This window comes from Couchioplanes caeruleus (genome assembly GCF_003751945.1).
GTDB lineage: Bacteria > Actinomycetota > Actinomycetes > Mycobacteriales > Micromonosporaceae > Actinoplanes > Actinoplanes caeruleus.
In genome coordinates this window covers 6,003,284-6,016,398 of sequence record NZ_RJKL01000001.1, presented here as the reverse complement: position 1 = coordinate 6,016,398, position 13,115 = coordinate 6,003,284, and the positions used below count along the sequence as shown (strand labels likewise).

The window sequence follows — 13,115 nt, the reverse complement described above, 5'->3', positions numbered from 1 at the left end:
CGCCCCGCGCACCCGACGCTACCCACCCGGATTCAGAAACCCTTGCCGCCGACAGGTTGCCGATATATCGTCTAACTATCGGCAACAGATCGGAGATAGTCATGAGGCACGAACACATGCGTCGGCTGCACGAGGCACGGATGCGCGGCTTCGGCTTCCCGCCCGGATTCCCCTTCGGCCAAGGTGGCCCCGGCTTCGGCGGCCCAGGATGGGGACATGAGGGTCCCGGAGGTCGCGGCCATCGCCGCGGCGGGCGAGGCAGCCGACCGAACGTCCGGCCGGCTCTGCTCGCGCTCCTGCTCGAGCGCCCGATGCACGGCTACGAGATGATCCAGGAGCTGGAGAGCCGCACCGGGGGCATCTGGCGTCCGAGCCCCGGCTCGGTCTACCCGACCCTGCAGTTGCTGGAGGACGAGGGTCTGATCGAGGCCGAGGCCACCGGCGGCCGCAAGCGCTTCTCGCTCACCGACGCGGGGCGCGCCGAGGCGCAGACCGCCGCGGAGAACCCGCCGTGGGCCCAGTTCAGCGACGACACCATGTCGCAGGTCCAGGACTTCCGCGACGCGGCCGTCGGCATCATGAGCGCCCTGCGCCAGGTCGGCTTCAGCGGCACCCCGGAGCAGCGTCAGCGCGCCCTCGAGGTGCTCAACGAGACCAAGCGCAAGCTCTACGCCATCCTCGCCGACGGTGAGTGATCACCAAGAACGACGGGGCGCACCGATCCGGTGCGCCCCGTCGTTCTTTCTGACGATCAGTGGACCGTGACCTGAGGGCCGGGGACCAGGTCGCGCAGCTCCTCCGGGAGCTCCGCGCCCATCTCGTCGGCCAGGCGAAGCGCCTCCTCGACCAGCGTCTCCACGATGATCGATTCCGGAACCGTCTTGATGACCTTGCCCTTGACGAAGATCTGGCCCTTGCCGTTGCCGGACGCCACGCCGAGATCGGCCTCGCGGGCCTCGCCCGGGCCGTTCACGACGCAGCCCATGACCGCGACGCGCAGCGGGACCGGGAAGCCCTCGAGCGCCGCGGTGACCTGCTCGGCGAGCGTGTAGACGTCGACCTGGGCGCGGCCGCAGGAGGGGCAGGAGACGATCTCCAGGCCGCGTTCGCGCAGGCCGAGCGACTCCAGGATGGCCTGGCCGACCTTGATCTCCTCGACCGGCGGCGCCGACAGGGAGACCCGGATGGTGTCGCCGATGCCCTCGGCGAGCAGGGCGCCGAACGCCACGGCGCTCTTGACGGTGCCCTGGAAGGCCGGACCCGCCTCGGTGACGCCGAGGTGCAGCGGGTAGTCGCACTGCTCGGCGAGCTGGCGGTAGGCGCGGATCATCACGACCGGGTCGTTGTGCTTGACCGAGATCTTGATGTCGCGGAAGCCGTGCTCCTCGAACAGCGAGCACTCCCAGAGCGCCGACTCGACCAACGCTTCGGCGGTGGCCTTGCCGTACTTCTCCAGCAGGCGCTTGTCGAGCGAGCCCGCGTTGACGCCGATGCGGATGGGCACGCCGGCGCCGGAGGCCGCCTTGGCGATCTCCTTGACCTTGTCGTCGAACTGGCGGATGTTGCCGGGGTTGACCCGGACCGCCGCGCAGCCCGCGTCGATGGCCGCGAAGACGTAGCGGGGCTGGAAGTGGATGTCGGCGATCACCGGGATCTGCGACTTCTTCGCGATCGCGGGCAGCGCCTCGACGTCGTCCTGCGACGGGACCGCGACCCGGACGATCTGGCAGCCCGAGGCGGTCAGCTCGGCGATCTGCTGGAGCGTCGCGTTCACGTCCGCGGTGAGGGTGGTGGTCATCGACTGCACGCTGACCGGTGCGCCGCCGCCGACGAGGACGCCGCCGACGTTGATCTGGCGGCTCTGCCGGCGGGCGGCCAGCGGTGGCGGCGGTACGGCGGGCATGCCGAGGCTGATCGCGGTCATTTCACACTCACCTGGAGAAGATGGAGATCGGGTTGACGACGTCGGCGGTGATCGTCAGCAGCGTGAACGCGCCACCGATCAGGATGACCGCGTACGTCAACGGCATGAGCTTGTAGTAGTCGACGCGGCCGGGATCGGGCTTCTTGAGGCGTGCGTACACCCACGACCGGGCCCGTTCGTACCAGGCGATCGCGATGTGGCCGCCGTCCACCGGGAGCAGCGGCAGCAGGTTGAAGAGGCCGATGAAGACGTTCAGCGAAATGAAGATCATGAGGAAGATCTCCGGAACGCCCTTCTCGATCGCCTCGCCGCCGAGCCGGCTGGCGCCGACCACGCTGATCGGCGTGTCCGGGTCGCGCTCGTCGCCGGTGATGGAGTTCCACAGCGCCGGGATCTTCTCCGGGATGCGCTTCATCGCGGCGAAGGAGGCCTTCACCATGCTCCAGCCGTAGTCGAAGGTCACCCCGATGCCCTCGACCGGCCCGTAGGTGACCAGGGCGGGCATGTCGAGCCGGGGACCGACGCCGGCGACGGCCACCTGCTTGACCTCGCCGTCCGGGTCGTCGAGCGGCGGGCGCTGGGCCGCGATGAGCGTGACCTTGGCGGTGCCGGCCACGCCGTCGCGGGTGTAGCCGAAGTCGACGGCGCCGGCGGGTAGTGAGCGGATCGTGTCGGTGAGCTGGCCGTAGTTCTGGATCGGCTGGCCCCCGACGCTGGTGATCAGGTCACCGCTCTTGAGGCCGGCGGCCGCCGCGGGCGCCCTCGGGTCGGTCGGGGCACAGCCCTGCCGGCTGGAGAGGACGACCTGCACGCACTCGGCGACGGAGATCTTCGCGGGGATCGCGCGATCCTCGGCGGGGGTCTTCGGCAGATCGGGGTTGGGCAGACCGACGAAGACGGCGGCGAACCACGTCGCGACGATCGCCAGGGCGAAGTGGGTGATCGAGCCGGCGGACATCACGACAGTGCGCTTCCACACCGGGTAGCGCCACATGGCCCGGTGCTGGTCCTGCTCCTCGACGTCGTCGTCCTGCGGCGTCATGCCGACGATCTTGCAGAAGCCGCCGAGCGGGATGGCCTTGAGGCCGTACTCGGTCTCGCCGCGCTTGAAGGAGAAGATCGTCGGGCCGAAGCCGACGAAGTACTTGGTGACCTTCATGCCGAACCGCTTAGCCGTGATCATGTGGCCCAGTTCGTGCAGGCTCACCGAGATCAGGATGGCGAGCGCGAAGGCCGCCGTCCCCACCCAATACAGCATCAGGCTCCTTCAGCCGCAGTCGCGATCATCCGCTGTGCCTGGGCCCGCGCCCAGGTCTCCGCGGCAAGCACCTCCTCGACGGTACCCGGTTCGTCGAAATCGGGAGCCGCCGCGAGCACCGCCGCCAGGGTGTCGACGATGCCCAGAAAAGGTAGCCGACCAGCCGCGAAGGCGGCCACACACTCCTCGTTCGCGGCGTTGTAGATCGCCGGACGGCAGCGGCCCGCCCGGCCCGCCGCCTTGGCGAGCTCCACGGCGGGGAACGCATCGGCGTCCAGCGGCCGCAGCTCCCAGTTGTGCGCCATCGTCCAGTCGACCGCGGCAGCCGCCTCCGGAACCCGGTCGGGCCAGGCCAGCGCCAGTGCGATCGGTAGGCGCATGTCGGGCGGGCTCGCCTGGGCGAGCGTCGAGCCGTCGGTGAACTCGACCAGCGAGTGCAGCACCGACTGTGGGTGCACCATCACCTCGATGTCGTCGTAGGCCACGCCGAACAACTCGTGCGCCTCGATCACCTCCAGCCCCTTGTTCACCATGGTCGCCGAGTTGATCGTGACCACGGGCCCCATGTCCCAGGTCGGATGCTTGAGCGCCTCCTCGGGTGTGACATTCGTCAGCTCGCTGCGCCGGCGATCGCGGAAGGCACCCCCGCTCGCGGTGAGCACCAGCCGCCGTACCTCCCGCTGCGCGCCGCCGCGTAGACACTGGGCCAGCGCCGAATGCTCGGAGTCCACCGGCACGATCTGCCCCGGCCGCGTCACCGCGGCCCTGACCAGCGGGCCGCCGGCCACGAGCGACTCCTTGTTGGCGAGCGCGAGGGTACGCCCGCAGCGCAGTGCCGACAGCGTCGGAGCGAGCCCGAGGCTGCCGACGACCCCGTTGAGCACCACGTCACAGGGCCACTGCGCGAGCTCGGTCATCGCCTCCGGGCCCGCCACGATCTTGGGCAGCTTGAAGTCTCCGCTGGCCCAGCCCCGCCGCTGCGCCTCGGCGTAGAACGCGAGCTGAAGGTCCTGCACGACGCTCGACCGGGCCACCCCGACGGCGTCGACACCCAGCTCCAGCGCCTGCTCGGCGAGCAGCTCGACGTTGCCGCCCCCGGCACCGACCGCGACGACCCGGAAGGCGTCCGGGTTGCGCCGGACGATGTCGATGGCCTGGGTACCGATGGACCCGGTGGAACCGAGCAGCACAACCTCACGCATGACAGCCATCTTTCCGGACGCCCGCACCCCGGCGGCGCCCAGCCTTGCTCGTCCGGGGCGGTCGTGAGAACCACGACGCCCGGGGTATGTGGGGTGGATGCGAAAGCTGCGCCGGACGTTGACCGCCCCGTTCCGCCCGCTGCGCGGCCGGGATCTGGCGCTGCATGCCGCCGCGGTGACGTTCTACGCCGGGATCGCCGTGGTGCCGGTCGCGCTGCTGGCCGTGTGGATCACCGGGCTGGTCGCCGGGCCGGAGCGGGTACGCCGCCTCACCGGGCGCACGATCGACGCGCTGCCGGACGCCCTCGGGGCGCCGCACGCCCTGGAACGGCTGATCGACGCCGGGCTGCAGCTCACTCCGCTGCTGGCGCTGGCGAGCCTGCTGCCCGCCACGCTCTACGGCGAGGGCCTGCGCCGGGCGTTCGTCAGCCTGGGCGAGGGCGGCGAGTCGCTGGCCGGGTGGCGTGGGCGGCTGCTCTGGCTACCACTGCTCGCCGCCTCTCCCGCCCTGCTGCTCGCCCTGTTCCTGGCGCTGCCCGTGACCAGCGGCCTCTGGGTACGCGGCGGCTGGTACGCGGTCGCCGGAGTGGTCCTGTCGTTTCTCGCCGCCTGGCTGGTGCTGACCCCCGCGGTGGTCTGGGTCTACCGCGGGGTGGCGCCGGGCCGACCGGACTGGCCGGCGACGGCGCTGGTCGGCTCGTTCACCGCCGCCAACCTCTCCGGCTTCCTGCACGGCTTCGTGCTGTTCTGCGCGCTGCCGCTGGATCTCGGCGTCCCGTTCGGCGGGTTCACCGCGATCGGCGGCGTGGTCGCCGTGGGGTTGTGGCTCTACCTGTTCCACGTCATCGTGCTCGCCGGGTTCGCCGCGACGCGGAGCGCGAGCGGGTGCCGGCGGCTCAGACGGTCACGGAGTCCCGTTGCGGATCCGGCGCCTGCCGGGCCGGCGCCTCGTGGATCCCGTAGCGGTTGTAGAAGCGGCCCAGCGGGCCCGGCGCCCACCAGTTCCACCGGCCCAGCAGCCGCATCGTCGCCGGGACCAGCAGCGCTCTGACCAGGGTGGCGTCCACGATGATGGCTACGATCATGCCGACGCCGATGGTCTTGATGACGCTCATGCCGCCGGTGGCGAAGCCCGCGACCACGGTGATCAGCAGGACGGCCGCGGCGGTGATGATGCCGCCGGTGTGCTGCAGGCCGGTGGCCACCGCGGCGGTGTTGTCGCCGCCGGCGTCCCACTCCTCGCGGACACGGGACAGCAGGAACACCTCGTAGTCGGTGGCGAGGCCGAACAGCACGGCGAGGACCAGGATCATGTTGCTCGGTTCGATGAAACCGGTCGACTCGAAGCGCAGCAGATTCTCGAAATGCCCGTCCTGGAAGATCCAGACGACCACGCCGAAGGACGCGCCGATCGAGACCGCGTTCATCAGGACGGCCTTGATCGGCAACAGGATCGAGCCGAATGCCAGGAAGAGCAGGATCATCGTGGCGACCGCCATGATGAGCGCCATCCAGGGGAGCCGTTCGGCGAGGCTCTCCAGCAGGTCGAGGTCGATCGCCGGGCGGCCGCCCACGAGCACCTCGGCGCCGGCCGGCGGGGTGAGGTCGCGGATGCCGGAGACGATCTCGCGGGACTCGGCGTTGGAGAGGCCGGGCGGGTACGTCACCGTGAGGAGCGTGGAGTCGCCCTGCTGCGCGGTGACCGTGGCTCCGGTGACGTCCGGCAGCGCGGAGATCCGCTCGGCGAGGCCGCCGGCCGGCCCCTTCACCAGCACGGTGATCGGGTCCTCGCCGCCGCCGGGGAACTCCGCGTCCAGCCGCTCGCCGACGACGCGCGGCTCCGAGCCGGGCGGCAGCACGCGCTCGTCGAAGCCGCCGAACTCGACGCGCAGGAACGGCGCGGCGAAGGCCAGGAGGACGACGAGCACGCCGACGGCGTACAGGACGGGGCGCTTCATGACGCTGTGCGCGACCTTGGCCCATCCGCCGCCCGTTCCGGGGCGCCGGCGCGCCGGGAGTGGGATCGGCAGCTTGTCGATGCGGTGCCCGAGCAGGGACAGCACGGCCGGCAGCACGGTGAGCGAGGCGAGCATCGCGACCAGGACGGCGGCCATGCCGCCGATGGCGATGCCGCCGAGGAACGGCTGCGGGAAGATCAGCAGGCTGGAGAGCGCGAGGACGATGGTCAGGCCCGAGACCACGACGGTACGCCCGGCGGTGGCGACCGTGGTGCGCACGGCGGCCGGCACCTCGTGACCGTGGGACAGCTCCTCGCGGAACCGGCTGACGACGAAGAGCGAGTAGTCGACCGCCATGCCGAGGCCGAGCAGCGTGATGACGTTGATCGCGAAGACCGAGATGTCGGTGACATAGGTCAGCGCCCGCACGGCGAGGAACGCGCCCATGATGGCGATTCCGCCGATGAGCAGGGGCGACAGCGCGGCGATCAGCCCGCGGAAGATCAGCACGAGCAGGACGAACAGCACCGGCAGCGAGAAGATCTCGGCGCGGGTGATGTCCTTTTCGGTCTGGGTGTTGGCCTCGTCGGCGAAGGCGGTGAGGCCGCCGACCTGCGTCCGCAGCCCGGGCGCGGCGAAGTCGGACTCGATGCGGTGGTACGCCGCCCGCTTGCCGTCCTCGTCGGCCGCCTTGAGGTAGACGGCGGCATAGGTCGCGCGCTTGTCGGTACTGACCAGGGTCGGCGGGGCCTTCGGATCGGTGTAGGCGGCCACCTGCTGCACGTCGGGCCGCGCACGGATCCGGTTCACCGCGGCGGTGACCGCCTGCCGGACGGCGTCGTCCTCGACCGTCGCGGAGCCGGTGGACCAGACCACCACGAGGTCGGGGTCGCGGGTGCCGAGCTGCTGTGCGATGGCCGCCGCCGCGCGGTTGGACTCGCTGTCCGGGTCGTCGTAGCCGCCGCCGGTCAGCGCGCCGAAGACCCCGGTTCCCCACGTGGCGCCGCCGACGATCAGCGCGAGTGCGGCCGCGACGACCCACCAGCGCAGCGTGACGACCGTTCTGCCCCACCAGTCGAACATTCGTCCACCTCCTGCCCGAGCCGTTACAGTCGCCACAGATCGTCGACTTCTCAGTGAACACCGTTTACGGTTGCAAACACCGTTCGCTACGTCAATGGAGCCCCTGCTATGACGGCCACCACACCCAGCCGGCGCGAACGGCTGCGCGCGGAGACCGTCACCGAGATCAAGGACGCCGCGCGGCGTCTGCTGGTCGCCGGCGGCCCGACGGCGATCTCCCTGCGCGCCATCGCCCGCGACGTCGGCATGACCGCACCGGCGCTCTACCGCTACTTCGCCAGCCTCGACGCCCTGGTCACGGCGATCGTCACCGACCTCTTCGAGGAGCTCCGGGCCGCCGTGGCGGGCGTCGCGGCGGCACACGCCGACGAGGATCCCCTTACCCGCATCGGGCACATGGCACGCGGTTTCCGGCGCTGGTCGCTGGACCATCCGGCTGAGTTCGCACTGATGTTCGGCAGCCCCGTGCCCGGCGTCACCCCGCTGCCGCAGCGGGGACCGCCGCTGGACGAGGCCGGAGCCCGCTTCGGCGAGACGTTCTTCGCCGTCATGAGCGAGCACTACGCCCGGCACTCCTTCGCGGGGGAGCCGCACGAGCTGCCCGATCCGGCACTGCGCGAGATCTTCCGGCCGTACCTGGAGAACTTCGGCGACCGGTTCCCAGCGCCGGTCATCTATTTCTTCATCACCTCGTGGACCCGCCTGTACGGCATGGTGGCCATGGAGGTCTTCGGCCATCTGGCCTGGGCGGTCACGGACGTCGAGCCCCTGTTCGAAGTCGAGTTGGCCCGGGCTCTCCGGCAGTTGGCACGATAAGCTTCGCGGCCATGAGTGCTCTGCCGGAACGCGCCGATGTCGTGATCATCGGGTCGGGTCACAACGGCCTGGTCTCCGCCGTCCTGCTGGCCCGCGCGGGCCTTTCCGTCGTCGTCCTCGAGGCCGCCGACGTGCTCGGCGGCGCCACCCGCACCGAGCATCCCTTCGCCAAGGTGCCGGGCCTGGGCCAGTCCACCGGCTCCTACCTGCTCGGCCTGATGCCGCCGGAGCTGATCGCCACCCTCGGCGTCGACATCCCCGTGCTGCGCCGCGACCCGCACTACTTCCTGCCGACGCCGGGCGGGCCCGGCTCGCCCTATCTGCTCTTCGGCACCGACCGCGAGGCCACCCGCGCCCAGATGGCGCGGTTCTTCTCCCCCCGCGACATCGCCGCGGACGAGGCGATGCAGGTCGAGATCGCCGCGCTGCGCGCCGATCTCGCCCCCGCCTGGCTCGAGGAGCCGCGGCCCGTCGAGGAGATCGCCGACCGCCACATCCGGCCGCAGCTCCAGAGCACCTTCATCGATCTGGTACGCGGCTCGGTCGCCGACTACCTCGAGCGGTTCGGATTCAAGAGCGAACTGCTGACCAGCATGTACGCGGTGACCGACGGCCTGTCCGGGCTGAACGCGGGCCCCGACGACCCCGGCACCGGCCACAACTTCCTCGTGCACAACATGTGCCGCCTGCCGGGCGCGGACGGCACGTGGATGATCGCCGCCGGCGGCATGGGCACCGTCTCCCGCACCTTCGCGGCGGCGGCCCGGTCGGCCGGCGCCCAGATCTTCACGGGTACGCCGGTGAGCGCGGTGACCGTCTCCCAGGGCGCGGCGACCGGCGTGGCCCTCGCCGACGGCCGGACCGTCGAGGCCCGGGTCGTGCTGGGTGCGTGCGACCCCTACCGGCTGATGTCGCTGGTGCCCGAGGGCGCGCTGCCCACCACGCTCACCGAGCGGATGGCGGCCGTGCGCAGGACCGGCACCACGATGAAGGTCAACCTGGCGCTGTCCGGGCTGCCGCGCTTCTCCTGCCTGCCGGAGGACACCCCGTCGCCGTTCGGCTCGACGATCCACCTGCTGCCGGGGTCCGCAGGGCTGAGCCCTACCGCGGCGGAAGACCGCGGCAAAACCGTCATGGGTGGCCTCGCCGACTACAACTCCCCGATGGCCGCTCTGCGCGCCATGTGGGCGGACGTGCAAGCCGGGCGCCTGCCCGCGGAGCCGACCATCGAGTGGTATCTGCACACCACGGTCGACCCGTCACTGCGCGACGGCGCGGGACACCACTCGTCGGCCCTCTTCGTGCAGTCGGTGCCGTTCGAGCTCGCCGACACCACCTGGGACGAGGCTCTCCCCGGCTACGTCACCAAGCTGCTGGCGATCTGCGACCGCTACGCCCCGGGCACGTCGTCCCTGGTAGCGGACATGATGCCGCTGACCCCGCCCGGCATCGAGCAGCACTTCGGCATCACCGGCGGCCACATCCACCACGTCGACAACACGGTCGCCTTCGACGAGCGCATGCCCTACTTCACGGGTCTCGACGGCCTCTACGCCGGCTCGGCGGGCGCCCACCCGGCCGGGAGCGTGATCGGCGCCGCCGGCCACAACGCCGCCCAGCGCATCCTGCGCGACCTCGGCCGCTGACGCGGGGTTGACCTTCGGGCGCGACCACTCACGCACGTCGCCGGGGTGGGCCGAGCGTTCTGGGCGCCCCGCGCCCTGCTCGGCCCGCCCCGGCCCTCGGCGGGAGCAGCGGTCTGTACCCACCACCCCGCTACGACATCACGCTCTTAGGAACCTGTCTTTTCCGCTCGGATCTTGTGCCCCACACTCGTCAAGCACTTCCCGCTCGGCAAGTCGAACTTCCAGCCGTGGAGCTGACAGGTGAGCACATTCCCCTCGACGATCCCGAACCGGCTCAGATCCGCCTTCAGGTGCGGGCAGCGCCGCTGGACCGTCCACTCGCCCAGGTGGGTGTCCTCCGCCTCGACGGCCTTCTCGTGCTCGTCATACCAGCCCTCGGCGTACTGCAGTCGCTCCTCGCTGAGGCACTTGAAGAACGCGTAGACGAACTCGTTGTACTGCCCGATGCGGGCGGCGGAGAAGCGGCAGCTCAGGAAGAGGGAGTTCACCCAGTCGCCCTCGTCGATGAAGATGAGGTGCTCGATCAGCTCGCGCTGGGTGCGGAAGCGGTAGCGGACCTTCTCGTCGGCGTACGCGCGGACCTGCTTGCCGGGGAAGTCCACGACGATCGACTCGACCGCGTCGCCGTCGTAGCTGACCAGGTCGAAGCGGACCGGGCCGCCGACGCCCTTGGCCAGGTAGATGGACTCCTCGAGCAGCGGCTCGATGCGCTTCTTCAGCTCGCCCAGCACGTCGATCTCGGGGTGCCGCCAGGAGGCCTTCTCGGCGGCGATGATCGGCGCCTTGCGCTCGCGCATCTCCTCGAGGTGCGCCTTCTTGTTCGCGAAGAACTCGTCGACGTCGGTGGGGTGGGTGGTCGTGATGTCGCCCGTGGCGGTGACCTCCGAAGCGCTGCCCGGGAGCAGCACGACGCCGTTGGTGCCGCCGACCTTCGCGTACTCGCTCATGAACACCGACTGGTCGGGGAAGATGTTCCCCTCGTCGCCGAAGATGTCGTTGAACTGCCACAGCTCGTCGTCGAGGAAGCACGGCGGGCCGGCGATAGGGAAGACGTGGTCGGCCTTCAGGTCGTCGATGTAGCGCCAGGTGCGGTCGAACTGCCGGTCGCGCTTCTGCTTGCCGAAGGCCGTCTTCGCGGCGGTGGGCAGCTCGTAGACCATCGGATACCAGATCGCGCCGGAGAACTGGAGCATGTGCGCGTGCACGTGGCCCAGCTCGGCGAAGCGGGAGAGGTCGGACGGCCGGGCGTCGTTCTGGTTGAGCAGGCGGACACCGTCGTATTCCACCCAGAGGGAGGAGTCGCCGATGGGGCCGTCGGTAGGGCTGATCAGCGCCTGGATCATGACCTTGAGGCCGCCGTCGAGCTCATGCACCTCGTCGCTCCTGGTCCTCAGGAAGCTGGTGAAGCCGAGGTCACGCAGCTCGTCCTCGAGCTGGCTGGTCGGATACTCCGGGAGGAGGACCGTGGCTTTCTTGCTGATGAACCGCTTCAGATGCTCGGCGTCGAAGTGGTCCCGGTGCAGGTGGGAGACGTAGAGGTAGTCGACGTCGCCCAGCGCCTCCCAGTCCAGCAGCGAGTTGTCCGGGAACGGGAACCACGACGCGAAATACGCCGGGTTGACCCACGGGTCGCACAGGATGCTGCCCGCGCCCGTGTCGATCCGCATGCTGGCATGCCCAGTGCCCGTGATCCGCACTCTCGCTCCCTCGGCTCGCACAAATCCGACGGCATCGAAGGTACCGGGTACGGGTTGGTGAGCCGCGCGCGGAGGCGTCGTGCGACACTGTGTGCCACCAGGGAAGCGTTCGTTTCGGGAGGACCTCGTGGCAGAAGAGCCGGTTTACGCGCCTGACCAGCTCAAGCCGGGCAACCGCAAGTCGGCCCGGATCGGCGCGCTCGGGACGGCCGTCGTCCTGCTGACGATGCTGTGGGGAAACCACGAAGGCAACACCGAGAACATCTGGCTCATCGGTACGGCGGCGATGCTGGTCCTGATCGTGCTGGGCGACGTGGTCCTGCGCCGCAACGGCCTCAAGCCGAACGACCAGTAGCCTCCGCAGACGCGCGAAGGCCCGCTCTCCCTGGTGGGAGGCGGGCCTTTTTCGCGGCTCACCGCTTGTCGCGGGCTCACCGCAGGTGTAGCAGGATGTCCTTCACCTCGCGTAGGGCGGCGTCGACCTCGGCCTCGAAGTAGCCGCCGGGAACCAGCCCGAACTGCAGCGTGTCGAGCTCGTTCTCGGGCACCGGCATCGGGCCCCGGCCGGTCATGGCCTGCATGATGCTCTCGAAGAGGCGGTCGACCTGCGCCGGGTCGTATCCGCTGCCGAAGCGCCGCGGCTGGAAGGTGCGACGGAGCTGGTCGACGCGGTAGAGCTCGGGGCTGCCGCCCGGACCCCCGCCGGGGCCTCCCCCGGGGCCGCCGCCCATCGGAGGGCCGCTCATGGGCGGGCCGCTCATCGGGGCCGGGCCACCCATCGGGGGACCGCTCATCGGCGGGCCGCTCATCGGGGCCGGGCCGCCGAAGCCGCGGTCGCGCTCCGGCATGCGGATCTCCGCGGTCATGTCGGGCTTGCCGTGCCGGCCCGGCTCGAACTGCTCGTAACCGCCCGTGTCGTAGCCCTGCGGCCCGGCCGGCCGCTGCGGCATCTGCTGGCCGTAGCCGGTCGGCTCGTCGTAACGCCCGTACGGGTCCGGCGCCGGCATCTGCTGCCGCTGCGGCATCTGCTGCGGCGACATGCGGTCGTCCTGCGCGTACGGGTCGCGGGCGTACTGGTCTTCGCGCGCGTACTGGTCCTCGCGGGCGTACTGGTCTTCCCGGGCGTACTGGTCCTCGCGGGCGAACTGGCGGTCGTCGCGGACCGGGGCGGACAGCCGCTCGGTCGGCGGGGAGGAGCGTCCCAGCGACTGGCCCATCCGGTCGGCGGGCATGCCCCCGCCGCGCATCGGTTCGGGTTGCATGCGGGCCTCCGGGGCACGGCCACCCCGGTCCTCGAACTCGGCGAGCTGCCGCTCCACCCGGTCGAGGTGCAGGTCGACCTGCCACTCGTCGTAGCCGCCGAAACGCACGCGGAAGACGACGTCGTGCACCTCCTGGGCGCCGACGGGCGCGCCGACCTGCTCGCCGGCGAGGGTCGCCTCGACCCGGTCGAGGAAGGCGTCCACCTCGTCCACCTTGTAGCCGCGGCGCAGTGCGCGACGGCGGAAACGCTGCCCCTGACTCGTCACAA

At 70.6% G+C, this 13,115-nt stretch carries 10 protein-coding genes and 1 pseudogene; 5 read left to right on the top strand and 6 right to left on the bottom strand.

Translation table 11 applies throughout. The features are described from left to right. Window positions 1-101: 101 nt before the first annotated feature. Window positions 102-695, top strand: coding sequence for a PadR family transcriptional regulator (locus tag EDD30_RS27010; protein WP_071809044.1), 594 nt, complete (start codon window positions 102-104; stop codon window positions 693-695). Window positions 696-751: 56 nt separating this feature from the next. On the opposite strand, the gene ispG is transcribed toward EDD30_RS27010, so the two are convergent. Genes ispG through dxr form a run of 3 tightly spaced genes read right to left on the bottom strand, consistent with a single transcriptional unit; the run spans window position 752 to window position 4,393 of the window. After that, complete coding sequence (ispG, locus tag EDD30_RS27005) at window positions 752-1,924, bottom strand: flavodoxin-dependent (E)-4-hydroxy-3-methylbut-2-enyl-diphosphate synthase (protein ID WP_071809043.1); 1,173 nt, start codon at window positions 1,922-1,924, stop codon at window positions 752-754. 7 nt (window positions 1,925-1,931) lie between these two features. Continuing rightward, complete coding sequence (locus EDD30_RS27000; protein WP_071809042.1) at window positions 1,932-3,182, bottom strand: M50 family metallopeptidase; 1,251 nt, start codon at window positions 3,180-3,182, stop codon at window positions 1,932-1,934. Continuing rightward, window positions 3,182-4,393: a 1-deoxy-D-xylulose-5-phosphate reductoisomerase gene (gene dxr, locus EDD30_RS26995; RefSeq protein ID WP_071809041.1), complete on the bottom strand. Its 1,212-nt coding sequence runs from the start codon at window positions 4,391-4,393 to the stop codon at window positions 3,182-3,184. Before dxr ends, EDD30_RS27000 begins: the two co-directional genes overlap by 1 nt. A gap of 88 nt (window positions 4,394-4,481) precedes the next feature. Here dxr and EDD30_RS26990 point away from each other — a divergent pair, with 88 nt between their 5' ends. Next, window positions 4,482-5,435: a YhjD/YihY/BrkB family envelope integrity protein gene (locus EDD30_RS26990; protein ID WP_084557544.1), complete on the top strand. Its 954-nt coding sequence runs from the start codon at window positions 4,482-4,484 to the stop codon at window positions 5,433-5,435. Here the strand turns inward: EDD30_RS26990 and EDD30_RS26985 are convergent. Next, a pseudogene (locus EDD30_RS26985) lies at window positions 5,434-7,425 on the bottom strand (MMPL family transporter); the annotation flags it as partial. The gene EDD30_RS26990 and the pseudogene EDD30_RS26985 sit on opposite strands and share 2 nt — an antisense overlap. A gap of 108 nt (window positions 7,426-7,533) precedes the next feature. On the opposite strand from EDD30_RS26985, the gene EDD30_RS26980 reads away from it, so the two are divergent. Both EDD30_RS26980 and EDD30_RS26975 read left to right on the top strand, forming a co-directional pair. Beyond that, window positions 7,534-8,241 carry a TetR/AcrR family transcriptional regulator gene (locus tag EDD30_RS26980; protein ID WP_071809039.1) on the top strand — a complete coding sequence of 236 codons (708 nt, stop codon included), beginning with the start codon at window positions 7,534-7,536 and terminating at the stop codon, window positions 8,239-8,241. A gap of 11 nt (window positions 8,242-8,252) precedes the next feature. Continuing rightward, window positions 8,253-9,887 carry a phytoene desaturase family protein gene (locus EDD30_RS26975; RefSeq protein ID WP_071809038.1) on the top strand — a complete coding sequence of 545 codons (1,635 nt, stop codon included), beginning with the start codon at window positions 8,253-8,255 and terminating at the stop codon, window positions 9,885-9,887. Between the two features lie 146 nt (window positions 9,888-10,033). On the opposite strand, the gene EDD30_RS26970 is transcribed toward EDD30_RS26975, so the two are convergent. Beyond that, window positions 10,034-11,578, bottom strand: coding sequence for a Rieske 2Fe-2S domain-containing protein (locus EDD30_RS26970; RefSeq protein WP_211278019.1), 1,545 nt, complete (start codon window positions 11,576-11,578; stop codon window positions 10,034-10,036). Between the two features lie 133 nt (window positions 11,579-11,711). Between EDD30_RS26970 and EDD30_RS26965 the strand changes: the two genes are divergently transcribed. Beyond that, window positions 11,712-11,939, top strand: a complete 228-nt coding sequence (locus EDD30_RS26965; RefSeq protein ID WP_084557542.1) for a DUF2631 domain-containing protein — start codon at window positions 11,712-11,714, stop codon at window positions 11,937-11,939. Between the two features lie 76 nt (window positions 11,940-12,015). Here the strand turns inward: EDD30_RS26965 and EDD30_RS26960 are convergent, their stop codons facing one another. Next, a complete protein-coding gene (locus EDD30_RS26960) occupies window positions 12,016-13,113 on the bottom strand; it encodes a DivIVA domain-containing protein (protein ID WP_071809035.1) in 1,098 nt (365 codons plus the stop codon). Window positions 13,114-13,115 lie beyond the last annotated feature (2 nt).

What these genes read in the sequence shown, in the direction of transcription:
- EDD30_RS27010 (WP_071809044.1), top strand. Translation starts at nt 102, where the DNA reads ATGAGGCACGAACACATGCGTCGGCTGCACGAGGCACGGATGCGCGGC.
- dxr (WP_071809041.1), bottom strand. Translation starts at nt 4,393, where the DNA reads ATGGCTGTCATGCGTGAGGTTGTGCTGCTCGGTTCCACCGGGTCCATC.
- EDD30_RS26980 (WP_071809039.1), top strand. Translation starts at nt 7,534, where the DNA reads ATGACGGCCACCACACCCAGCCGGCGCGAACGGCTGCGCGCGGAGACC.
- EDD30_RS27000 (WP_071809042.1), bottom strand. Translation starts at nt 3,182, where the DNA reads ATGCTGTATTGGGTGGGGACGGCGGCCTTCGCGCTCGCCATCCTGATC.
- ispG (WP_071809043.1), bottom strand. Translation starts at nt 1,924, where the DNA reads ATGACCGCGATCAGCCTCGGCATGCCCGCCGTACCGCCGCCACCGCTG.
- EDD30_RS26975 (WP_071809038.1), top strand. Translation starts at nt 8,253, where the DNA reads ATGAGTGCTCTGCCGGAACGCGCCGATGTCGTGATCATCGGGTCGGGT.
- EDD30_RS26990 (WP_084557544.1), top strand. Translation starts at nt 4,482, where the DNA reads ATGCGAAAGCTGCGCCGGACGTTGACCGCCCCGTTCCGCCCGCTGCGC.